The 20,023-nt window shown below is 63.1% G+C and carries 21 protein-coding genes; 10 read left to right on the top strand and 11 right to left on the bottom strand.

Annotation, left to right across the window (positions count from 1 at the left end; all coding sequences use genetic code 11):
• Positions 1–48: 48 nt before the first annotated feature.
• Positions 49–1,263, top strand: coding sequence for a mandelate racemase/muconate lactonizing enzyme family protein (locus ACTGJ9_RS18030; RefSeq protein ID WP_456678136.1), 1,215 nt, complete (start codon positions 49–51; stop codon positions 1,261–1,263).
• Positions 1,264–1,266: 3 nt separating this feature from the next.
• Here ACTGJ9_RS18030 and ACTGJ9_RS18025 read toward each other — a convergent pair whose 3' ends face one another.
• From ACTGJ9_RS18025 to rocF, 4 genes are all read right to left on the bottom strand, one after another.
• Positions 1,267–1,563, bottom strand: a complete 297-nt coding sequence (locus ACTGJ9_RS18025; RefSeq protein ID WP_456678568.1) for a hypothetical protein — start codon at positions 1,561–1,563, stop codon at positions 1,267–1,269.
• A 134-nt stretch (positions 1,564–1,697) separates the two neighbouring features.
• Positions 1,698–2,237 (bottom strand): c-type cytochrome, encoded by a 540-nt coding sequence (locus ACTGJ9_RS18020; RefSeq protein ID WP_456678135.1) that lies wholly within the window; start codon positions 2,235–2,237, stop codon positions 1,698–1,700.
• On the bottom strand, positions 2,224–3,495 hold the full coding sequence (soxC, locus tag ACTGJ9_RS18015; RefSeq protein WP_456678134.1) for a sulfite dehydrogenase: 1,272 nt from the start codon (positions 3,493–3,495) through the stop codon (positions 2,224–2,226). Before soxC ends, ACTGJ9_RS18020 begins: the two co-directional genes overlap by 14 nt.
• Before the next feature lie 160 nt (positions 3,496–3,655).
• Positions 3,656–4,633 carry an arginase gene (gene rocF / locus ACTGJ9_RS18010; RefSeq protein ID WP_456678133.1) on the bottom strand — a complete coding sequence of 326 codons (978 nt, stop codon included), beginning with the start codon at positions 4,631–4,633 and terminating at the stop codon, positions 3,656–3,658.
• Positions 4,634–4,889: 256 nt separating this feature from the next.
• Between rocF and ACTGJ9_RS18005 the strand changes: the two genes are divergently transcribed.
• Complete coding sequence (locus tag ACTGJ9_RS18005; RefSeq protein WP_456678132.1) at positions 4,890–5,150, top strand: hypothetical protein; 261 nt, start codon at positions 4,890–4,892, stop codon at positions 5,148–5,150.
• Positions 5,151–5,167: 17 nt separating this feature from the next.
• Here ACTGJ9_RS18005 and ACTGJ9_RS18000 read toward each other — a convergent pair whose 3' ends face one another.
• Positions 5,168–7,912 (bottom strand): EAL domain-containing protein, encoded by a 2,745-nt coding sequence (locus ACTGJ9_RS18000; protein ID WP_456678131.1) that lies wholly within the window; start codon positions 7,910–7,912, stop codon positions 5,168–5,170.
• A gap of 51 nt (positions 7,913–7,963) precedes the next feature.
• Positions 7,964–9,202: a FecR family protein gene (locus tag ACTGJ9_RS17995; protein WP_456678130.1), complete on the bottom strand. Its 1,239-nt coding sequence runs from the start codon at positions 9,200–9,202 to the stop codon at positions 7,964–7,966.
• 129 nt (positions 9,203–9,331) lie between these two features.
• On the opposite strand from ACTGJ9_RS17995, the gene ACTGJ9_RS17990 reads away from it, so the two are divergent.
• Both ACTGJ9_RS17990 and ACTGJ9_RS17985 read left to right on the top strand, forming a co-directional pair.
• Complete coding sequence (locus tag ACTGJ9_RS17990) at positions 9,332–11,128, top strand: ShlB/FhaC/HecB family hemolysin secretion/activation protein (RefSeq protein ID WP_456678129.1); 1,797 nt, start codon at positions 9,332–9,334, stop codon at positions 11,126–11,128.
• A gap of 144 nt (positions 11,129–11,272) precedes the next feature.
• Positions 11,273–12,103 carry an alpha/beta fold hydrolase gene (locus tag ACTGJ9_RS17985; protein WP_456678128.1) on the top strand — a complete coding sequence of 277 codons (831 nt, stop codon included), beginning with the start codon at positions 11,273–11,275 and terminating at the stop codon, positions 12,101–12,103.
• A gap of 354 nt (positions 12,104–12,457) precedes the next feature.
• On the opposite strand, the gene ACTGJ9_RS17980 is transcribed toward ACTGJ9_RS17985, so the two are convergent.
• Together ACTGJ9_RS17980 and ACTGJ9_RS17975 are read right to left on the bottom strand one after the other, a co-directional pair.
• A complete protein-coding gene (locus ACTGJ9_RS17980) occupies positions 12,458–12,799 on the bottom strand; it encodes a phasin (protein ID WP_456678127.1) in 342 nt (113 codons plus the stop codon).
• Positions 12,800–12,945: 146 nt separating this feature from the next.
• Positions 12,946–13,131, bottom strand: coding sequence for a hypothetical protein (locus tag ACTGJ9_RS17975; RefSeq protein WP_456678126.1), 186 nt, complete (start codon positions 13,129–13,131; stop codon positions 12,946–12,948).
• Positions 13,132–13,589: 458 nt separating this feature from the next.
• Here ACTGJ9_RS17975 and ACTGJ9_RS17970 point away from each other — a divergent pair, with 458 nt between their 5' ends.
• Positions 13,590–13,787, top strand: coding sequence for a hypothetical protein (locus tag ACTGJ9_RS17970; protein WP_456678797.1), 198 nt, complete (start codon positions 13,590–13,592; stop codon positions 13,785–13,787).
• Positions 13,788–13,808: 21 nt separating this feature from the next.
• Here ACTGJ9_RS17970 and ACTGJ9_RS17965 read toward each other — a convergent pair whose 3' ends face one another.
• Together ACTGJ9_RS17965 and ACTGJ9_RS17960 are read right to left on the bottom strand one after the other, a co-directional pair.
• On the bottom strand, positions 13,809–14,372 hold the full coding sequence (locus ACTGJ9_RS17965) for a hypothetical protein (protein ID WP_456678125.1): 564 nt from the start codon (positions 14,370–14,372) through the stop codon (positions 13,809–13,811).
• A 30-nt stretch (positions 14,373–14,402) separates the two neighbouring features.
• Positions 14,403–14,936 carry a GcrA family cell cycle regulator gene (locus ACTGJ9_RS17960; protein ID WP_456678124.1) on the bottom strand — a complete coding sequence of 178 codons (534 nt, stop codon included), beginning with the start codon at positions 14,934–14,936 and terminating at the stop codon, positions 14,403–14,405.
• A 162-nt stretch (positions 14,937–15,098) separates the two neighbouring features.
• Between ACTGJ9_RS17960 and ACTGJ9_RS17955 the strand changes: the two genes are divergently transcribed.
• Together ACTGJ9_RS17955 and ACTGJ9_RS17950 are read left to right on the top strand one after the other, a co-directional pair.
• Positions 15,099–15,707, top strand: a complete 609-nt coding sequence (locus tag ACTGJ9_RS17955; RefSeq protein WP_456678123.1) for a S24 family peptidase — start codon at positions 15,099–15,101, stop codon at positions 15,705–15,707.
• A 99-nt stretch (positions 15,708–15,806) separates the two neighbouring features.
• Positions 15,807–16,082 carry a hypothetical protein gene (locus ACTGJ9_RS17950; protein ID WP_456678122.1) on the top strand — a complete coding sequence of 92 codons (276 nt, stop codon included), beginning with the start codon at positions 15,807–15,809 and terminating at the stop codon, positions 16,080–16,082.
• A 37-nt stretch (positions 16,083–16,119) separates the two neighbouring features.
• On the opposite strand, the gene ACTGJ9_RS17945 is transcribed toward ACTGJ9_RS17950, so the two are convergent.
• Positions 16,120–17,094 carry a quinone oxidoreductase family protein gene (locus ACTGJ9_RS17945; protein WP_456678121.1) on the bottom strand — a complete coding sequence of 325 codons (975 nt, stop codon included), beginning with the start codon at positions 17,092–17,094 and terminating at the stop codon, positions 16,120–16,122.
• 226 nt (positions 17,095–17,320) lie between these two features.
• Between ACTGJ9_RS17945 and ACTGJ9_RS17940 the strand changes: the two genes are divergently transcribed.
• The 3 genes from ACTGJ9_RS17940 (at position 17,321) to ACTGJ9_RS17930 (ending at position 20,001) form a co-directional block, all read left to right on the top strand.
• Positions 17,321–17,521, top strand: a complete 201-nt coding sequence (locus tag ACTGJ9_RS17940) for a hypothetical protein (protein ID WP_456678120.1) — start codon at positions 17,321–17,323, stop codon at positions 17,519–17,521.
• 146 nt (positions 17,522–17,667) lie between these two features.
• Positions 17,668–18,615 carry an AAA family ATPase gene (locus tag ACTGJ9_RS17935; protein WP_456678119.1) on the top strand — a complete coding sequence of 316 codons (948 nt, stop codon included), beginning with the start codon at positions 17,668–17,670 and terminating at the stop codon, positions 18,613–18,615.
• Positions 18,616–18,621: 6 nt separating this feature from the next.
• Positions 18,622–20,001: a vWA domain-containing protein gene (locus tag ACTGJ9_RS17930; RefSeq protein WP_456678118.1), complete on the top strand. Its 1,380-nt coding sequence runs from the start codon at positions 18,622–18,624 to the stop codon at positions 19,999–20,001.
• Positions 20,002–20,023 lie beyond the last annotated feature (22 nt).

Genomic DNA, 20,023 nt, shown 5'->3' with positions numbered 1-20,023 from the left:
GACCGCGGCACAAAACCAATAAGACCCGGCCGGGCGACAGGAAGCGACATGACAACATCATCAAAAGCAACAAGTCTCGAGATTCTCGCCTGCGACGCCGGCTGGAGAAATTACTACTTCGTCAAGGTGACGACGGCGGACGGCGTCGTCGGCTGGAGCGAGTTCGATGAAGGCTTCGGCTCGCCCGGCGTCGGCGCCGCGATCCAGCGCCTCTCCGCCCGCGTCATCGGTCAGAACGTCTTCCAGCACGAGCGCATCCATGCTGAGCTGTTCGCCGCCACGCGTCCCGCCGCCGGCGGCGTCGTTGCGCAGGCGCTCGGCGCGATCGAGAACGCGTTGCTCGATGCCAAGGCGAAATGCCTGGGCGTACCCTGCTACGAACTGCTCGGCGGCAAGATCCGCGATCGCGCCCGGGTCTACTGGTCGCATTGCGCGACCTGGCGGATCAATCATCCGTCCTGGTACAGGCCGCCGATCGAAAACCTCGATGGCGTCAAGGCGATCGGGCGCGAGGTGCGCGAGAAGAAGTTCACCGCGCTCAAGACCAACATCTTCTCCTATGACGACGGCAAGCCGACCGGCTGGCGGCCGGGCTTCGGCTCGCCCTTTGCGCCCGAGATCAATGTCGACCGCAAGATCCTGCGCGACCTGCGCATGCATCTGGAGGCGATCCGCGACGGCGCGGGCCCCGACGTCGACATCCTGCTCGACTGCAACTTCAACGCCAAGACCGAAGGCTATTTGAAGATCCTGCGCGAGATCGCCGATCTCGACATGTTCTGGATCGAGATCGACAGCTTCAACCCCCAAGCCCTCGGCTATATCCGGAGGCAGAGTCCGCATCCGATCTCGTCTTGCGAAACGCTGTTGGGCCTGCGCGAATTCCTGCCCTATTTCCACGAGCAGGCGATGGACGTGGCGATTATCGACACACCCTGGAACGGCGTGTGGCAGTCGATGAAAATCGCCTCGGCCGCCGAAGCCTTCGAGGTCAACGTCGCGCCGCATAATTTCTACGGCCATCTCTGCTCGATGATGAACGCGCATTTCTGCGCGGCGGTGCCGAACCTGCGCATCATGGAGATCGACGTCGACCGCCTTGCCTGGGACCGCGAGCTGTTCACGCATGAGCCGGAGATCCAGAACGGCCATCTGATCATTCCGGACCGTCCGGGCTGGGGTACCGAGCCGAACGAGGAGGCCCTTCGCGCCCATCCGCCGAAGACCACCGGCGGATTCCTCAATTACGGCCGCAAGAGCTGAGCGTTACGGCGTCACCGGATTGATGGTCGGGGACGTCTTCGGACCCGGCCGCTCCGGCTCGATCGGCGATTTTGATTCGGTCGGAAGCACCTTGGCGCCTGCCGCCCGGGCGGCTTCGCCGGTGGTCGCATACATCGCAACGTGAGCCGGCTGGGTCTTGGCACGATTCCACGGCCCGTGATCGACGATCAACATCGCTGCAATCGTCACGCCGGCCACAATCAAGGCGATCACGCCAGGATGGCGAAGCGCTGAGGACATGGAGTGTGCAAACCGGTCGGTTGCCATCGAAAAAGCCATAGTTTCCTCTCGCAGGTTAATTCGAACGCGGCCCACGAGTTCCCCGCCGGACTTCGGCAAGTTCCGAGTTTTAGCAAGTTCCAAGCTTTGGCAAGTTCCAAGTCAGTGCCAGAAGTTTGGCCATTTCCATTCGTTCACTTGACGTCGGGGCGCGCGTCACCAACGAATTTGTCGCGGTTCGGCATTTTAATGGCCGCGAGCGATGTCGCATCAAGCGTCGCATCCGCTCCGAGCAGTCCATTCAAGTTCAGGATGTAGGCCGACACCGCGTACACATCTTCATTGCTCAGCGACTGCGGCGCGTTCTGCGGCATCGCGCGACGGATGTAGTCGAACAACGTCGGCGCATAAGGCCAGTAGCTTCCGACGGTGCGGACCGGCTTGGCGGTCGCGATCGTGCCCTGGCCGCCGACGAGACGATCACCTAATCCGCCCTCGCCGTTGTCGCCATGACACGACGCGCATTGCTGGGCGAACACCTCGCGTCCATGACGCACTGAGCCGCTCCCTTTCGGCAGATTGCTGCCATCGTGCCCGACATCGATATTCCAGCCCGCGATCTCGGCCGCCGTCGCGGGCCGACCGATGCCATAGGGACTTTGCGCCCGCACGGCGCTCGCTGAAGCGCAGAGCAAGATCGCGAGAAAGACGCCGCAGATCTCACGCCAGCGCATTGGTGACCTCCCCGTCGGCGGCCACACGCCAGGGCCAGATCGCATTGTTGTGGTAGAAATAATTCTCGCCGCGCACCGCGAGCAGCTCGGCGAGCGTCGGCTGCACATAACCTGTCTCGTCGATCGCGCGGCTCTGGATCACCGCGGGCTTGCCGTCCCATTGCCAGGGCAGGCGGAATCGCGTGAGGGCGCGGGTCAGCACCGGCTCTTGCAATTGCGCTTCCTGCCAGCTCTTGCCGTCATCGAGGGACACCTCGACCCGCTTGACCTTGCCATGGCCACTCCAGGCGATGCCGGTGATTTCATGGAAGCCGGGTGCATCGAGATGCTGGCCGCCCGAGGGACGCGTGATGATCGACTTCGCTTCCATGTAGAAAGAGAACTCTCGGGCCGTACCGTCCGGCAGGAGGTCGGTGTATTTCGAGGTCTCCTCCCGCGAGTAAGCGGGCTCGGCGGTGACATGCAGGCGCCGCAGCCACTTCACGTTCATATTGCCTTCGAACCCGGGCAGGAGCAGCCGCAACGGATAGCCCTGCTGCGGACGAAGCCGCTCGCCGTTTTGGCTATAGACGAGCATGGCATCCTCGAGGCATTTCTCGAGGGGGATACTTCGGGTCAGCGCTGCCGCGTCGGCGCCTTCAGCGACGATCCATTTCGCTTCCGGCTTCAGCCCGGCCTCCTGGAGCACCAGCTTCAGGCTGACGCCGGTCCATTCGGCGCAGCTCAGCAGGCCGACGAGGTCCGACGCAGTCTTGCCATACGGCTTGGTGTAACCGGGGTTGCCGGAACATTCGAGAAAGTGGATGCGCGACTCCGAAGGGAAGCGTCGCAGATCGTCCATGGTGAAGATCAGAGGCCGTTCGACAAGGCCGTGAAGCATCAGCCGGTGCTGCGCCGGGTCGATCGTCGGGACGCCGCCGTGATGCCGCTCGTAGAACAGGCCATTCGGCGTGATGATGCCGTCGAGCTCCTGCAATGGCGTCCGGCCGGACGCGGAAATGTACTGTTTGAGGTTCTTCGAGATGTTCTTGACGACGCCCTTCTCGAACGGCGAGGGCGCGCCGTAAGGCTGGCTTCCCATCGGATCGCCCGGCGCTTTCATCCAATCCGGAATGTTGGGCGGAAGATTTTCGGTCTCCGTGGCGGCTGAGCCACCAGCTCCCAGGACGACGCCACCTGCCACGGCGCCGCTTCCTTTCAGGAAGCGGCGACGTGTTGTCGTTGCGGATTTGTCGGAGGTGTCGATCGTGCTGCTCATAGCGGACCCTCGGATGAAGCTCGGCCCGCATGAAACCTTCTGCGAAGCGCATTTGCAATTCGCGGGCGTTTCAAAAGCAGGCGATTTCGATCAGGACTGACCTAAATCCGGCGGCAGCGACAGCAGTTCCATTCTTTGCGCTGCACAAACGGGTCGCGTGTCACTCACCCGGCGCGATTGCATTGCTGGGTGTCGGCCGATCTGTGATCTGCTGGCCGAACAGGCTGCCGATCAGCTCGACCGCGGTGCGTGCGGTGCGGCCGCGCTCGTCCAGGAACGGATTGAGCTCGACGATGTCCACCGACCCAACCGCGCCGGAATCGTGCAGCAACTCCATGATCAGATGCGCCTCGCGATAGGTCGCCCCTCCCGGCACTGTGGTACCGACACCCGGCGCGACGCTAGGATCGAGAAAATCGACATCGAAGCTGACATGCAGCACGCCGTTGCTAGCCTTGACGCGCTCGATGACGCGCCGGATCAGCACCGCGACGCCGAACTCGTCGATCTGGCGCATATCGATAACCCTGATGCGGCGTGCGCGCATCAGCTCCTTCTCGAGCTTGTCGATTGAACGGGCACCGAACAGGTCGAGCTTGTCCGGATCAATCGAGGCGCGCGGATCGTCGCCCAGGAGGGCATCAAGGCCGGCCTCGCCGCACAAGAACGCCGCCGACATGCCATGCATATTGGCTGTGATCGTCGTCTCGGGCGTATTGTAGTCGGCATGGGCGTCGAGCCAGAGCACGAACAGCTCGCGTCCACGCTCCCGCCAATGCCGCGCCATCGCATTGACCGAACCCATCGACAGCGTGTGATCGCCCCCGAGGAAGATCGGCAGGGCGCCGGTTTGGGCGATCTCATAGCCGCGACGGCTAAGCATGCGCGTCCAGCGCTGGATTTCGCGGTAATGATTGGCCTTCTCCGGCGGCCTGTCGGCGAGATCCCTGACCTCGGCCACGGAGAGATCGCCGTAGTCGACGACTTCGAAATCCAGGCTTTCGAGCAGCGTAGCAAGGCCGGCGGTCCGCAGCGCCGCGGGGCCCATCAAGGTGCCGCGCTGGGAAGCGCCCATATCGATGGGCGCGCCCAGCAACGCGATGCGCCGCGCTCGATCCTCAATGGTTCGATCGGTCACGGCAATCTCCTGAGGTCAGCAGTTCCTGAGGTCAGCAAGGCTGCACCAGCGTAACAGAGATTCGCATCCGTCGTTTCACGGAGACCTGGAACCAAATCCCGCACGCCGCATTTTCTGTGGCAAGGCCGGTACCCGCCGTTCAAAACGGCGCCTGTCGCGGATAGCCAAAGGTCGTTTGACCCGCTGTTCAAAACGAGCGCACGCGCGGATAGCCAAAGGTGCCGGCCTCAGCTCAGTCCAGGTCTGGAGGTCGCGCTTGAGCACGGACACACCGCAGCCCAATCCTCAGCCCGGCATCGCCGAGCGCGCCATCGATGCGGCGACCGACGTGTCCCACACCATCGGCGAAGTCGCAGGCGGTTTGCGTGCCGCCGTCGATCGCCTCACCTATGCGGTCGATGAAGCACGAAAGCCCGGACGGCCGCTCTCGACAGTGGCGGCGATCACGCGCGAAGCGCCCTTGGCCAGCCTGTTCGTCGCCTTCCTCTTTGGCGTCGCGGTCGCGCGCAGGCGCTAGCACCCAAACAAGCGCGCTTAGGCAGCGCTGACGGCTTCCAGCTCGGTCGCCAAAAATTGTTTCTCGAATGCGTCGGCAGGTATCGGTCGGCCGAAAAAGTAGCCCTGCCCTTCCTCGCAGCCCATGCGGATGAGGAAATCCGCCGTGGCGCGATTCTCAATGCCTTCGGCAACGACCGTAAGACCGAGCTGTTTGCTGAGGCCGATGGTCGAGCCGACGATCGCTGCGTCGTCCAGATCTGCGAGGAGATCGAGCACAAACGAGCGATCGATCTTGAGCCCGTCGAGTGGAAACTTCTTCAGGTAGCTCAGGCTTGCATAGCCCGTTCCGAAATCGTCGAACGCGATACGGACCCCGAGCTGCTGGATCCGCTTGAACATGTCGAGCACCCGGGCCTCATCGTGCAGCAGGATGTCTTCGGTGACTTCGATCTCGAGCAGCGAGGGGGTTAGCCCCGTCGTACTCAGCAATTCTGCAACCGAATGCGCGAGATCGCCGGAGTGGAGCTGCGACGGCGAGAGGTTGATTGCGACGCGCACAGCGTTGCCCGACAGCTCCCACGCGCGCGCCTGCCGGCCGGCGGTCTCCATCACCCAGTTCGCGATCCGCTCGGACAGGGCCGAGGTGTTGACCACCGGCATGAACTCTCCGGGCGAGACATAGCCGCGCACCGGGTGCCGCCAGCGGATGAGTGCTTCGGCGCCAACCAGGCTGCCATCGAGCAGGCGAACCTGAGGCTGGTAGAACAGCTCGAACTCGCCGCGGTCGGCGGCAAGCGCCAGTTCGCTCTCCAGAGTCAACCGGTTCTCCAGCTCCCGCCTGATCGCGCCCTCGAACATCACATGGCTGCCACGCCGGGTCGCCTTGGCGCGGCTCAGCGCCAGATGGCCGTTGCTCAGGAGATCATCCGCACTCTGTCCACCTTCCGGATAGACGGCGACGCCGGCGCTGATCCTGACGCGGTGCTGGCGCGTGCCGGTCACCAGCGGCGCCTCGAATGCACGCGCAATCCGCTCAGCGAACGCAGCAATCGGCTCGTCGCTCTGTGCGCAATCCACCGCAATCGCAAACTCGTCGCCGCCCAGCCGGGCGACCACCGCCTTGCCATCGACCTCGGTCCGCAGGCGTTCGGCAACCGCCCGCAGCACGAGATCGCCGATCGAGTGTCCAAGCATATCGTTGATCTGCTGAAAGCCGTCGAGTCCCAGCACGAGCAGCGCGAATTCGGACGACCGCCGCTCCGCTGCAGCGATCATGCTGGCGAGCCCCGCATGCAGCGTGTTGCGGTTAGCGAGACCGGTGAGCGCATCATACTCGGCGAGGTATCTGACGCGTTCAGCCTCGCGCTTGCGCACGGAGATGTCGCGCAGGATCGCGCCATATTGGAAGCCTTCCGTCCCCTGCCAGCTCGAGAAACTCGCCTCGACCGCGAAGGTTTCGCCATCCTTGCGCCGGCCTTCGAACTCGACGACCACGGCCCCGCCGGGGACCAGCAGCGCCTGGCGCGCGGCGTCGCGCATGGCGAAGGTCCTTGTGCCTGCCTCCGCCGGCACTGCGCAAAGCGTTTCGAACGGGCGCCCGATGACCTCGGTCGGCATGTAGCCAAAGATCGCGCTCGCGCCGGGATTCCAGACCGTGATCCGGTGATCTTCGTCGGTGCAGACCAGACCATCGCCGAGCGACATCGCGATGCGATGAAAGCGGCTTTCGGCGATACGCCCCAGCAGACCGCGGAAATCGATCTCGTCCAGCGCGATTGCCGTCAGATAGGCGACGATCGCGATGTGGAACAACGAGGTGTCGATGACAAGCGGCCAACGCGCCTGCACAAGCACCGCAGTCAGTTCGATGCCTGCTCCGGCAGCGAGCAGCATCACGACGCGGACACCCGGTGCGACGCGGCGCCATGAATACATCATCAGCAGGCAGATCGCGCCAAGACCAGCAATCATGCCGGCATCGGACGTCCAGCGCAGCATGCGGTTCTGCAGGACCGATTCTGTCGCCAACGCCTGGAGTACGGGTCCCGGGACGATACGGCCATTCGGAACGCTGAACCGGTCTCCCAGTTCGAGTGCCGTAGCACCGACGATGACCTTCTTGTCCCTCAGCCTCTCCAGGGTCGCGGCGTCGCCGCGCAGCACATCGACGTAGGAAACACTCGGGATAGAGGACGCACGAATGCTGAAGTCGATCAGGAACGGCGGCCGCCGATTGGCGTCCTGACCGGCCAGCACGACGGCCATCGACGGCATCTGCGCATCGCCGAGCTTCTCCCCGACCGGATAGCGGCGAACGAGCCCGTCGGATTCGATCGCGACATTGACCACGGCCGGCCATGACTGGTTGCCGAACGGCTTCAGCGGACGATTGACGTGAGCCGCACCGCCATTTGGCGTCGGCTGCTTGAAGGACGGCAGGATCGTCGAGCCGCCGACCTCTCGAAGCGCTGTGAGCAAGGCCTCGTCGGAGGCCGCATCCGACGGCGTGCTAAAATCGATGTCGAATGCAACATCCTGCGCACCGGCGGCCTCCAGCCTGTGCAGGAGGCCGGCGTGCAGGCTGCGCGGCCAGGGCCACACGCCGATCTGGTCGATCGAGAGCGCGTCGATCGCCACGACGACGACCTTGCCGCTGGCGGAGCGCGACTCCCAGGCAAAGCGCAGGTCGGTGAGCGCATTGCGAAGCGAGCCGTGCCATCCCGTGGACAGCACGACCGCCAGCGCGATCACGACAAGAATATGCGGCCGATAGCGTTTCACCCGATCCTCCCCGCGCAACCGCTCTTTTCTGCGGATACGCCCCCTCAGCCCCTAGTGGCCGTGGCCGTGGCCACTTCCGTTGCCGTTGCTGCCATTACCGCCGCCATTCCCGTTGCCGTTACCGTTGTTGCCTTTGCCGTTGCCGGTGGCACCCTTATTGGCACTATTGCCGTTTCCGTTGCCGTTGTTTCCCTTATTGCCGTTGCCATTGTTCCCGCTACTGCCGCCGGGATTATCGCTGGTCGACCCGACGGTGGTCGCAACACTGGTGTTTGCACTCGATGATGTCGATGAGGCGCTGGCCGCGGATCCGCTGCCGCTCACGGTCGCCGCTGTAACGGTCGAGGCGTTTGTCGCTGTGGTGGTCGTGCTCGACTTGCTATCGCTCCAAACCGTGTCGGTGCTGGCATTCGCATTGCGCACCCGTCCTGGCGCGACGGAGTCGTGGGCAAGTCCATGCGTGACTTTGTGGAAGTTCAGCTTGACCTCGCCAAGAGAACTCGAGATGTGGATCACGGCCTTGGGCGTGTGAACTCCGGTTGCCTGGCGCTGATGCGTCGGCGCGCCTGCTGTCCTGGCGCCCTTGTCGGTCGGGCCGAGCGCGTGGATCGCATGGCCGCTTCCCGCATTGCGCGGCACCGACAGTCCCGACTTAGGCACGGGCACACGCTCGATCGTCGACGCACGCGGCCTGCCCTGCTCGATCGGATTGAACGTGCCGGCGCCGCTCAGGCTGAGACCCGGCGTGCCGTGCTCGAACGCGGTGGCCACCTGCCCCGGCATGACCTGGGCAATCTGACCCGTCCTGAAATCGGAGACTTCAACCTGGCCGCGGAGTACGCCGACCTTGGTGCTGCCCGCACCCACCGTGACGCTGAAATGCGTGCCCTTGACCACGGCGGCGAGATACGGCGTCTCGACCTCGAAATGCTTGACCTTGCGCTTCTCGACCTCGAGCAGGATCGAGCCGGCCTGCTGGATGATGGTGGTCGAGAGCCCCTCCTTCTTCTCGGTGGGCACACCGACCACTGAATTGGGAGAGATCAAGATCGTCTCTTCGCCGCGAACGAGCAGCACGCGCCCGTTCCGTCCGGTCCGGATCGTATCCCCCGGCTTCAGCATCTCCTGCTGATTCAACGACACCTGCTGGGCGCCATTGGTCGCGAGCCAGACTTCGCCCGATGACTTGCTGACCGACCAGACGCCGTCATCCGCAGCGGATGCACCCGATGCCGTTCCCAGGATCAGCGCTGCCATCACGGCGCACCGCATTCCAATTCGAACAAGCATGATGACCCTCAGTCTGAGTTGCTGCGAGCCTGATGCGTATCCGAAATCACTCAAGATTGGCTTAGCAGGAGCCCAGCAGTCCGGCGGCCGCATTAACCAATCGTTGACCATAAAAAACTATGAAAAATCATGTGCCTACCGAATCCTTACCGGCGCCTGGAGACATCTCCGTCGAAGTACGGAGAACGGTCAGCGCGTGACGCGGTCGGACGGTATCTCGCTGCTGCGCTGGTGCTGCTTGGACCGATACTTGCGGGAACTCCGCAGGTGTTGGCGCAGCAGGCGAACCAGCCGGGGTTCAATCCGCGCCAGCCGGAGAAATATTTTGAAAACCAAACCGAGCAGGAATCTCTGAGCCGACACCCGGTGAAATTACCCTCGCTTGGCCAGCCGAACGCCAGCCGCGATCCCACGCCACAATTTGTCCTCCGCGGCATCAACATCAGCGGTGCCCACGTCATCTCCCGCGATCGCATCTCCGCCCTCTATCAACCCTATCTCGGCAAGAAGGTCTCGCAAGCCGACCTTGCTGCGATCGCCGGTGCGATCGGCGACCTCTACCGCGCGCAGGGTTTCCATCTGAGCCGGGCAATCGTGCCGCCGCAGGACATCGCCGACGGCCGTGTCCGGATCCAGGTGATCGAAGGCGCGATCGTCCAAGCCGATCTGCAGGGCGACGGCGCCGAGCAGTTCGGCGTGAGGCCGATGCTCGGACCGGTTCTGGCCGAGCAGCCGTCACGTCTGGCAACGCTCGGACGTCAGCTCTTCCTCATCAACGGCAGGCCGGGCGTTCGCATCACCGATACCGCGCTGGAGGAGATCGGCGGTGCGACCGGTCGCTTCCGCCTCACCGTCTATCTGAAGACCTGGCACGTCTTCACGTCGTTCGGCCTGGACAATCTCGGCTCGTCGTCGGTCGGCCCGTGGCAGACCTATGCCACGGGCGCTTTCAACTCGTACCTCACGCCCGGCGACACGCTCGCGGTGAACCTGTCGACCATTGCCAACGATCCGCGCGAGCTCGGCTTCGCGCGGCTGTCCTATGACGCACCGGTCGGTGTCGACGGCGTACGCCTCGGCGCCTCCGCCCTCTACAGCGCAGTCCGGCCGGGTGACGCGCGCCGCCTCGACAGCGACATCACCACGACCGAGGCTTTCGAGGTGCGGGCAAGCACCATACCCTTCATGTCGCAATCTTCCGGACTGACACTCACCATGGCCGGAACCTTCAGCAACGTGTCGGAGCACGATCTGTTCGGCCCGTACTACAACGACCATATCAGGACCGCGAGCCTGACCGCCGACTATCGCCTCCAGGACAATTTTGGCGGCACCAACTACGCAACGCTCACCTATCGCCAGGGCCTCGACGTCTTCGGCGCGTCGCATTTCGACGATGATCTGTTGTCGCGCGATGGCGCGTCCTCGAATTTTTCAGTGCTGAATTTCTGGTTCACGCGCTACCAGGCCCTCAACGACAACTGGTCGCTCAAGCTCTCCGCTGCGAGCCAGACCGCATGGCGGCCGCTGTTCACCTCGCAGCAATTCTATCTCGGTGGCGCAGCGTTCGGCCGCGGCTATGGCGCGGCCGAGATCAGCGGCGACAATGGTCTTGCCGGCTCGCTCGAGCTGCGCTTCGACCAGAGCCTCAATTTCCGTTACTGGAGCGGCTACCAGCTCTACGCTTTCAGTGACGCCGGCGCAGTCTGGAACGACGGCTATCGTCTCGGTGACGGCCTGGCGCTGACGTCGGCCGGTGCCGGCGTGCGGTTCTTCCTGCCGCACGATTTCCAGGCGGATTTCGGCATCGCCGTGCCGTTGAGCTACCGGTCGCCGGACAATGAGCGCCGCAGTCCTCGGTTCCTCTTCACCCTGTCGAGCGCGTTCCGGCTTTGCCCCGAACGCGGCAGAAGGGACTGCCTCTAGCCGGGCGGGCTTCGCCGGGATACGCCCCTTTTGGAGGGCACTTCTCACAGACTTGCCTAAATTTAATCCCGTAACGTGCTCACGATCGCTCGATCCGGGGGTTTTCTATAGCCATGTTCAGTCAAAAGTGATTGAGACGGAACCATGAAGAGGGTGTTTGCAATCCTGGCCTTTCTCTGCGTCCTCGCGGCGGGAGAGTATTTCGTCGTCAGCAAATTCGCGATCCGTCACGAGATGCTGTCCCTGTTCGACGCCGCACGACAGCGGCCGATCTCGGTCGAAATTGCGGTGCGGCGCGACTACGAGACCAAGGCCAATCTCGGCCTGTGGAAGCTTCCGATCGCTATCATCAGCAATGGCAACACGGTCAAGGCGACCGAATATTCCTTCCTCGCCAACGTGCTTGCGGCCCGGGGCTATCTCGTTGCCAGCATTCAGCAGGATCTGCCGAGCGATCCGCCGCTGATGACCCGTGTCGGCCAGAGATATGTGGGCCGGCGCCAGGTCTATATGCGTTGCGAAGCCAACATCCTCTACGTGCTGAACACGTTGAAGGGGCGGCAGGAGAACGCGGACTACGATCACATCACGCTGGTCGGTCATTCCAATGGTGGCGACGTCTCGATGTATGTCGCCCAGCAGCATCCCGAGCTCGTGTCGAAGGTGATCACGCTGGACAATCTCAGGGTGCCCTTCGTGCTCAACGACCGTATGAAGATCCTGTCGTTCCGCTCCAAGGACCCGCACTTCCAGACTGACCCCGGCGTGCTGCCGACGCCCGAGGAAGCCAAGGCGCTCGGCATCGATATTATCCATACCGCTGCGCAACATACCGATATGAGCGATCGCGGGCCCGACTCGGTCAAGGAGAAGATCCAGGCGACACTTGACCGCTTCCTGCGCGACAGCGCCAGCAGCGCACTCGCGCCGGCCGATACGACCACCCCGATGATCATGAATCCCGGCGACTACTAGCCGGGAGCCTTTGCGGCAGATCAATGCCCCCGGCGCGGGTGCCCGGGCTCGTACGCCATTTCTGTCGTTCGGCCCGCAAGCTCCTGCAATCGATCGTCGCCCGCATCGGCCTGTCGCAATTTCCGGCATCGTGCTGCGGCTGAGCTTCGCGCCAAGCACGCAAACGAGGCCTCAGAATGCAAATCCCTGCCGGGTGAACCGACAGGGATCAGCAGAAAGGATGACGGACGGCGAATGAGGTTCATTCGGTGGCCCGTCATGGACCTGCAGAGGAATTGAAGTGCGCAACGCGTCACAAGGCAAGATCAATTTGTAAGCACACTCGCTGGTCCGGGAAACCACAATTTTCCCTTGTCAGGATTTGCCCTTGCCCGGCTGCATGAAGTTGCCGGTCATCTGGCGCATGTGATCGCCGGCGTTGGTGAACTGGCTTCGCAGGAACTCGGACTGGATTTGCATCGCTTCCTGAAGATCAGTTGCGTGAACCAGCTTGCGAGCGTGTTCGAACGCCGCCTTCATATTCTGCTCGGTAAAGGCGAGCGCCTGCTTGGATACGTCCGCACCCGCACCCGGAACGGACGACATCGATTTGGTGGCGGCATCGAAAAACATTCCGAATGCCCTCTCGGCTTGGTCGATGGTCTTTTCAGCCAGGTCGCGCAGTTCGGCCGGAACTTCGAGCTTCGGTTCGATCATGGTCGCACTCCTCCCTCTTTTTCCTGACTGACTACCACATTTGTCGCACCGCCTTCCAGCGGCCAGACGCCAGCTAGGCCGTTAGCTGGCGGTCCCTTGCCGGTCTGAAAAGATGGACAAAGTGCAATGTCGGCCCGTGGCCGGGCTCAAGACAGCGGGTGTTCGGGGATGGTCTCGTCGGTGACGAGGTCTTCGACGAGCTTGATGACCTCAAAGCGCTCCCGGGGAGCGAGCTTGAGAAAGGCGCGCAGCAGGCGGAGACTTTCGACGGTACCGTTCGCGGGCGCGCCGAGCTTAAGATGCAGTTCAGCCGCGAAATTGAGGTTTTTCATCTCGCACCTATGACAGCATCCGGAGCTGCAAATCTGAAGAGGCTCGGTCCGACCCGATAGGTTGCAATTATGGCAAGGAACAACCCATCGAGCAAGCCAAACCGTAAGACCGGGCGATGCTTCGTCGGCATCGTGCTCCGGCAATTCCGGATAACAGGAATACGCGCTGCCGTCACCAACCTGCGTCAACAAGCAGCAATCAGTCACCACACGGTCCCATCGCCGTCAACTAGACCTGAGTTTCAGCTTGTTTCCCGTGTGAACGGAGATTGGCAGCCGCGGCCTCAGCTTCTTCAGCGGATACATGCAATCGTTGAGCCCGATTTCGGCGGTTGCGTCGTCCACGAGCGGTATCTCGTCGGAGTCCACCCGATATTTCCCGCTCAATGAACCGTTGTTCAAGATCGCGCGACCAAGCGGTTGCGAAACGGCCACGCAGATCACAGGCGCCATGGCTGATGGAACGTTTGATTCGGGGCGCGCCTCGGCACCAAAGGACGACCATCAAGGGGCCGCGCTCCTGGCAATACAACGTGCATCGCGGGCAGAACGGTGAGAAGCAGCAGGCACCGACTGCCAAGATCGGGCTGCTGGCCAACGCCTCGCTCCGCGTCGAACCCTACACCACGCCCTATCAGATCATGCCGCATCCGTGAGGAGCGAGCCGGCAGCCACATTCAGCGGCGCCGCGCCCGCGCATCGGTCGCAAAGCCGTAGACCAGCGCCAACCGGTCGAGGCATTCGCGAAAGCGCCGGGCGAAATAGTCGTTCCAGCGCTGGGTGCGCACGGCGCGTCGCTCCCCGATCTGGTCCATGGTCAGGCCGAGCACCAATACGTCATGAACCAGCGCCGCGCCGTCGGTGCCGAGCTCGCGCTCGACCCGGTTCAGCCGCAATACGGCCTGGCGCTGGCTCTCGGTGACGGGCTCGCGCGAGCGCGCGCCGTCGACATATTCGCGGGTCGGATCCATGGCCTGAGGGCCCCGCTCCGCCCGCTCCCAATCGCGCTGGTAGGCGCGGCCACCCCGATATTGCGCCTCGTCGATCTGATGGTGCGAGTGCAGCCGGCCGAGCGGATCGTTGCGGATCGACCGCATCGCCACGATCTTGTCGTCCGGATCGAGCGCCAGCGGATTGTCGACCTCGACCTCCACCAAATCTGCATTGAACGGCAAATCGCACGATCTGCGGTCGTGGAGCCTGGTCAATTTGTAGGACATGTTGCGTCTGGCGCGTGCCACTCGAAAACTCCTTGCAAACTGGTGGGAAGGTCAGGCGGCGGAGACCAGCCTCAGCACGGCGGCACTGGCGGTACGGCCGGACACTGCTCCGGGACCGCGGGTCAGATGCGCATGCGGCGCGCAATAGCTCGAGCCGGGCTGACGCGGGTGACCGCAGAAGCGGATCTCCTCTTCCTCCTTGTCACCGCCATAGGGATAGCGGCAATCGCCTCGCTCGAGCTCGAGCAGCGGGATCAGGCGCGGCCGGATACCGACGCAACGCAATTTGACCGGATTCGCCGGCCTCAGGGCCGATGGCGGCGGCAGGTTCAGGCCGGGTATCGCAACACGAGGCGGCGAGAGCGGGCCCGGCTCGCCCGGCAAGGACGGCACGATCGATGGACTCGTCATCCGGTCGGGCGCAGCAAGCCCGAGCCGCTTGGCGCGGCCGACCACCGCATTGCGCGTGTAAGCCGTTTCAAACCTTGCGTTAATCTCGCTTCCGATCTCCGCATATGACAATCCCTTGAAAAAATACTCGCGAAGCGCGTCGGAATGCTCCGACGACCAATGGCCCGGTTCCATGCTGCTGTCCTGTGATGCGCCCCGATGCACGATCCGGAGGCGGAACACACATTCCGTTATTCCGAAGACAAAGTCAAGCGGGAATTCTGATATTCATAATTGCATCAATTCCGAATTTCGGATTACAAGAGGCGGAGCCGTTGGGCAATCGAGGGAATCAGCATGTTGGACGTTGCGATGATCGAGCGGGGCCTGGAGAAGACGGGCAAGAGCAAGGGCGGGCTGGCCGCGGCCATGGGCGTTCGCCCGGGCGCGGTATCGGAGATCCTCGGGGGCGAACGCCTAGTGAAGGCGTCGGAAATCATTCCGATCATGGAATATCTCGAGCTGAACCTCGCGCCGATCATGGGCCGCGTCGGTGCCGGCGCCGTGATCGAGCCGGATTTCGAGCAGGTTCCGCCGGAGGGGCTCGGCGACATCGTGCTGCCCTTCCCGATCATGGAAGAGACCGTCGCCTTCGAGATCGTCGGCGATTCGATGCTGCCCAAATACGAAAGCGGCGACGTGATCGTGGTCTACAAGGACCAGCGTCATCCGCTCTCGACCTTCTACGGTGAAGAGGCCGTGGTCCGGCTCAAGACCGGTGAACGCTATTTGAAGACCATCGAGCGCGGGAAAACGCCCTCCGTCGTCAATCTCAACAGCTTCAACGCCAAGCCGATCGTCGGCGTCAAGCTCGACTGGGTCGGAGAGATCTGCCTCTCGATGCCCAGGGGCCAGCTCGAGCGATTGCGCGCCAAGTCGGCACGCCCCCGCAAGAAGGGCCGATAGGCGTCGATTTCCGATTTTGGAAATCGACCTTGACATAATTCCGTTTTTCGGAAATACTCTGCCGCGCGCCCGGCCTTGGACGCGCGGCAGGATCGTTTCATGCAGTATTTCGTCGTGATGATCGACTACGGCCGGCGCGGCCGCGAGGCGGTCGTCGACCCCGAGATCACAAGGCGCGGAGTTATCTCCCGCGTCACCTCGGGCGAGTACCAGAACATCTCGTTCATCCACGAAATTATGGAGAATTCGGTCGAGGACGTGACCGAGGCCATCCTGGCCGAGGCCGCCCTTCCCCAGGTCCCGCCTGAAGATGTCGACCTCCAGGCGGTCCGCCTCGATCACGCCCGCGACCTGCGCAAGCACGAGAAGGCGTGACGCAAGCAGGCAGCCTGCGCGACCGCTCCATCCGGGATCACACCGTCAGAACGGTCGATCCCGTGGTCTTGCGTGCGGCGAGATCGGCATGCGCCTTCGCAGCATCCTTCAGCGCGTAGGTCTGATGGACCTCGATCTTGACCGCGCCGGACTTGACGACGTCGAACAGCTCGTTCGCCATCGCGACCAGGTTCTCGCGCTTGGCAGCGTAAGTGAACAGCGTCGGACGGGTAACGTAGAGCGAGCCCTTCTGGGCGAGCAGACCGAGATTGAGCGGCTCGACCGCGCCCGAGGACGCGCCGAACAGCGCGGCGACGCCGAGCGGCGCGAGGCAGTCCAGCGACTTCAGGAACGTGTCCTTGCCGACGGAATCATAGACCACCGGCACCTTCTTGCCGCCGGTGATCTCGTCGACGCGCTTCACGAAATCCTCACGCGTGTAGATGATGACATGGTCGCAGCCATGCGCCTTGGCAAGTTTTGCCTTCTCATCGCTGCTCACCGTACCGATCACGGTCGCGCCGAGATGTTTTGCCCACTGGCTCAGGATCAGGCCGACGCCGCCGGCCGCCGCATGCAGCAGAATGGTATCGCCGGCCTTCACGCGATAGGTCTGCCGGATCAGGTATTGCGTGGTCAGCCCCTTCAGCATCATTGCTGCCGCGGTCTTGTCGTCGACGCCGTCGGGCAACTTCAACAGCCGGTCGGCGGGGATCAGCCGCGCCTCGGAATAGGCGCCGAGTGGAGATGCACCATAGGCGACGCGATCGCCCGGCTTCAGATCGGTGACATCGGGCCCGACCTCCTCGACGACGCCCGCGGCCTCGCTGCCGAGCCCGCTCGGCAATGGCGCGGGATACACACCCGAGCGATTGTAGATGTCGACGAAGTTGAGACCGACGGCAGTGTGGCGGATGCGCGCCTCGCCCTTCCCCGGCTTGCCGACATCGACTTCCTCCCAGAGCAGGACTTCCGGACCGCCGGTCTTGTGAAAACGAATGGCATGGGTCATGGGCGTTGCTCCCTTATTGTTGAGTTGATGGTCCGAGAAAAGCGGATCGGCCGGAGAAATAGGCATTCGAGCCGCCCGTTACAGTCCAAAGACGTAACAAGAATGTCACAGCGAACGACAAACCCTCACCGTTCCGCCTCTGTTCGAAAGAGTTGATGACGGCATCGACGCGGGCGGCAGTAGCTTTTGCGCGGGGTTTGGTGGCCGCCTGCGAAGGAGAGCCGAGATGCCAGCTTATGTACAGCATCATCAGGATATCGAAATCGCGCCTGTGATTTGCCCGGCATGCATGGGGTTCCTGCCGATGTATGTGCGTGATGTCGAGCCGCACTGGAGCCTTGCCAAAATCGACTTCGTCTACGAATGCGCCGATTGCGGCGCCGAGGTCAGGCAGACCATCCGCAAGCCCGAGCTGCTGCGGCACTGAACGCGCCATAGGTCGCCTGTTAAGTATTTGCGCTGAACGGAAAAAAACACCGTCAGCGCGGATCAGGCCGTCCCAAACGAGGCTTGTTCTTTGCCGGGAACGCAGGCAGAACAAGCCTCAAGCAAGACCTTTGGGAGCGCCCTTTCGTGGCTGAACAGAAGGCCTCGACCTCGATCGAGGCAGTGGAGAGCGGCCTCGCCGCGCAAGGCTATATCGCGAGCCGCCAGATCGCGACCGCCGTCTATTTGTCGCAACAGATCGAAAAGCCGATCCTGGTCGAGGGCCCGGCCGGCGTCGGCAAGACCGAGCTTGCCAAGGCGATTGCCGCCTGGCGCGGAATGAAGATGATCCGCCTTCAGTGCTACGAAGGCCTCGACGAGGCCAAGGCACTCTATGAGTGGAAATATGCCAAGCAGCTGCTCTACACGCAAATCCTCAAGGATAAGCTCGGCGAAGTTCTTGGCGGCGCGCAGACACTGCACGCTGCGCTCGAACAGCTTCATGATTTCGGCGACGTGTTCTTCTCCAAGGAATTCGTCGAGCCGCGCCCCCTGCTCCAGGCGCTGGAGCAGCCGGGCGGCTGCGTGCTCCTGATCGACGAGATCGACAAGTCGGATGCCGAATTCGAATCCCTGCTGCTGGAAATCCTCTCCGACTTCCAGGTGACGATCCCCGAGCTCGGCACCGTCTCGGCAATCACGCCGCCGACCGTGATCCTGACCTCCAACAGCGAGCGCGATCTCGGCGACGCCTTGAAGCGGCGCTGCCTGCATCTGCATATCGGCTTTCCCGAGCAGCGGCTGGAGGAGCGCATCGTCGAGAGCCGCGTGCCGAACATCTCGCAGACGCTGCGCCGGCACATGGTCGGCTTCATCCACGAGATCCGCTCGCTCGACTTGAAAAAGCTGCCCTCGGTCAGTGAGACCATCGACTGGGCGCGTGTGCTGGTGCTGCTTCAGGCTTCCGAGCTCGACACCGAGATCGTCAAGGACACGCTCAACGTGCTCCTGAAATACGAGGCCGACATCGAGGCAGCTCACCCGCAGATCACGACCTTCATTGCCAAGGCGGCCCGGTCCAACGTCTTCGGTTGACGTCCGATGCGCGAGAACCTTCATCGTTTCTTTCGAGCTGCGCGGGGAGCAGGCGTCCATGTCTCGCCCGCCGAAAGCATCGACGCGATGCGCGCCGTCGCGCAGGTCGGTCTCACCGACCGCGCCGTCCTGCGCGATGCACTGCTTCTGACGTTAGCCAAGTCGCAGGACGAGAAGCTCGCGCTCGGCGACTGCTTTGACCTGTTCTTCAGCCAGCCCGAGCCGCGACAAGATCAGCCTGAAGCCGACAACGCAGATGACGCCTCTGAGGACTCGGACCAATCGCCCTCCGCCAGCTCGGCCGGCGAAGCGGGCGAAGGTCAGCCTCCCGAAGGATTGGGACCGCTTGCACAAATGCTGATGTCGCAGAATCGTAATGCGATCTCGGCCGCCATCGCCAGCGCCTCCGGCGCAGCTTCGCTCTCCGACATTCGTTACTCCACCCAGCGCGGCATCTTCTCGAGCCGCATCCTCGATGCCATGGGCCTCCAGCGCCTGCGCGACGATCTCGACCAGCTGACATCAACTAATCCCGCGCTGGCCGAGCGCCTTAGGGCCGCGCTCGACGCCCTGCGCGAGGGCGTGCGCGACACCGTCTCGCAAGGGCTTGCGCTCTACGCTCGCGAAGAGGCCGAGAACCTTCGCAACGAGATCCTGCGCAATGCGCCGCTCGCGCGCATCGAGCGGCGTCAGGTTGCGGAGATGCGCGCGCTGATCCGCCAGATCGCGCGGCGGTTGCGCGAGCGCTATTCGAAGCCGCGCAAGCGCCAGCGCCGCGGTCATCTCGACGTCCGCCGCACGCTGCGCCGTAACGCCGCCTGGGGCGGCGTCCCCTTCCTCACCGCGTGGAAGCGCAAGCACCGCGACCGGCCGAAGATCGTGGCCATCTGCGACGTCTCCGGCTCGGTCGCACAGGTCTCCGACTTCTTCCTGCTCCTCATCCACTCGCTGCACGAGGTGGTCGACGACGTCCGCTCGTTCGCGTTCTCGTCCCATCTGATCGAGGTCAGCGAGATCCTGGAGAAGAAGTCGCCCGAAGAGGCGATGGCCGAGATCATGGCCAAGGTCGGCTTCGGCTCGTCCGACTACGGCTCTTCGCTGGTCGATTTCGAAAAAGACTTCATGAGCGCGCTAACGCCGCAGACCACGGTGATCGTGCTCGGCGATGCCCGCAGCAACAATCTCGATCCGCGTGCGGACATTCTCCGCCGCGTCTCAGAACGATCGAAGCGACTGGTCTGGCTCAACCCTGAAGGACGGCTCGCCTGGGGCTTTGGCGATTCCGAGATGCCGCGCTATGCGACCTTTTGCAGCGTGGTGCGGCAATGCGCCACCGCGCAGCAGCTCGAGCGCGCGGTCTCCGATATCGTTGCGACTTACCAGTAAGTCCTCAAGCCGACGGCCCACG

This window comes from Bradyrhizobium sp. RDM12, assembly GCF_051917485.1.
GTDB lineage: Bacteria > Pseudomonadota > Alphaproteobacteria > Rhizobiales > Xanthobacteraceae > Bradyrhizobium.
Note: the sequence above shows the minus strand (reverse complement) of the source record. Positions and strands in the feature narration are given on the sequence as shown.

Bases quoted from the DNA above. Each gene is read 5' to 3' on its own strand.
- ACTGJ9_RS18025 (WP_456678568.1), bottom strand. From the start codon at position 1,563: ATGGCTTTTTCGATGGCAACCGACCGGTTTGCACACTCCATGTCCTCA.
- ACTGJ9_RS17985 (WP_456678128.1), top strand. From the start codon at position 11,273: ATGAAGAGGGTGTTTGCAATCCTGGCCTTTCTCTGCGTCCTCGCGGCG.
- ACTGJ9_RS17955 (WP_456678123.1), top strand. From the start codon at position 15,099: ATGTTGGACGTTGCGATGATCGAGCGGGGCCTGGAGAAGACGGGCAAG.
- ACTGJ9_RS17950 (WP_456678122.1), top strand. From the start codon at position 15,807: ATGCAGTATTTCGTCGTGATGATCGACTACGGCCGGCGCGGCCGCGAG.
- ACTGJ9_RS17970 (WP_456678797.1), top strand. From the start codon at position 13,590: ATGGAACGTTTGATTCGGGGCGCGCCTCGGCACCAAAGGACGACCATC.
- ACTGJ9_RS17975 (WP_456678126.1), bottom strand. From the start codon at position 13,131: ATGAAAAACCTCAATTTCGCGGCTGAACTGCATCTTAAGCTCGGCGCG.
- ACTGJ9_RS17940 (WP_456678120.1), top strand. From the start codon at position 17,321: ATGCCAGCTTATGTACAGCATCATCAGGATATCGAAATCGCGCCTGTG.
- ACTGJ9_RS17995 (WP_456678130.1), bottom strand. From the start codon at position 9,202: ATGCTTGTTCGAATTGGAATGCGGTGCGCCGTGATGGCAGCGCTGATC.
- ACTGJ9_RS18030 (WP_456678136.1), top strand. From the start codon at position 49: ATGACAACATCATCAAAAGCAACAAGTCTCGAGATTCTCGCCTGCGAC.
- ACTGJ9_RS18020 (WP_456678135.1), bottom strand. From the start codon at position 2,237: ATGCGCTGGCGTGAGATCTGCGGCGTCTTTCTCGCGATCTTGCTCTGC.
- ACTGJ9_RS17990 (WP_456678129.1), top strand. From the start codon at position 9,332: ATGTGCCTACCGAATCCTTACCGGCGCCTGGAGACATCTCCGTCGAAG.
- ACTGJ9_RS17945 (WP_456678121.1), bottom strand. From the start codon at position 17,094: ATGACCCATGCCATTCGTTTTCACAAGACCGGCGGTCCGGAAGTCCTG.
- soxC (WP_456678134.1), bottom strand. From the start codon at position 3,495: ATGAGCAGCACGATCGACACCTCCGACAAATCCGCAACGACAACACGT.
- ACTGJ9_RS17930 (WP_456678118.1), top strand. From the start codon at position 18,622: ATGCGCGAGAACCTTCATCGTTTCTTTCGAGCTGCGCGGGGAGCAGGC.
- ACTGJ9_RS17980 (WP_456678127.1), bottom strand. From the start codon at position 12,799: ATGATCGAACCGAAGCTCGAAGTTCCGGCCGAACTGCGCGACCTGGCT.
- ACTGJ9_RS17960 (WP_456678124.1), bottom strand. From the start codon at position 14,936: ATGGAACCGGGCCATTGGTCGTCGGAGCATTCCGACGCGCTTCGCGAG.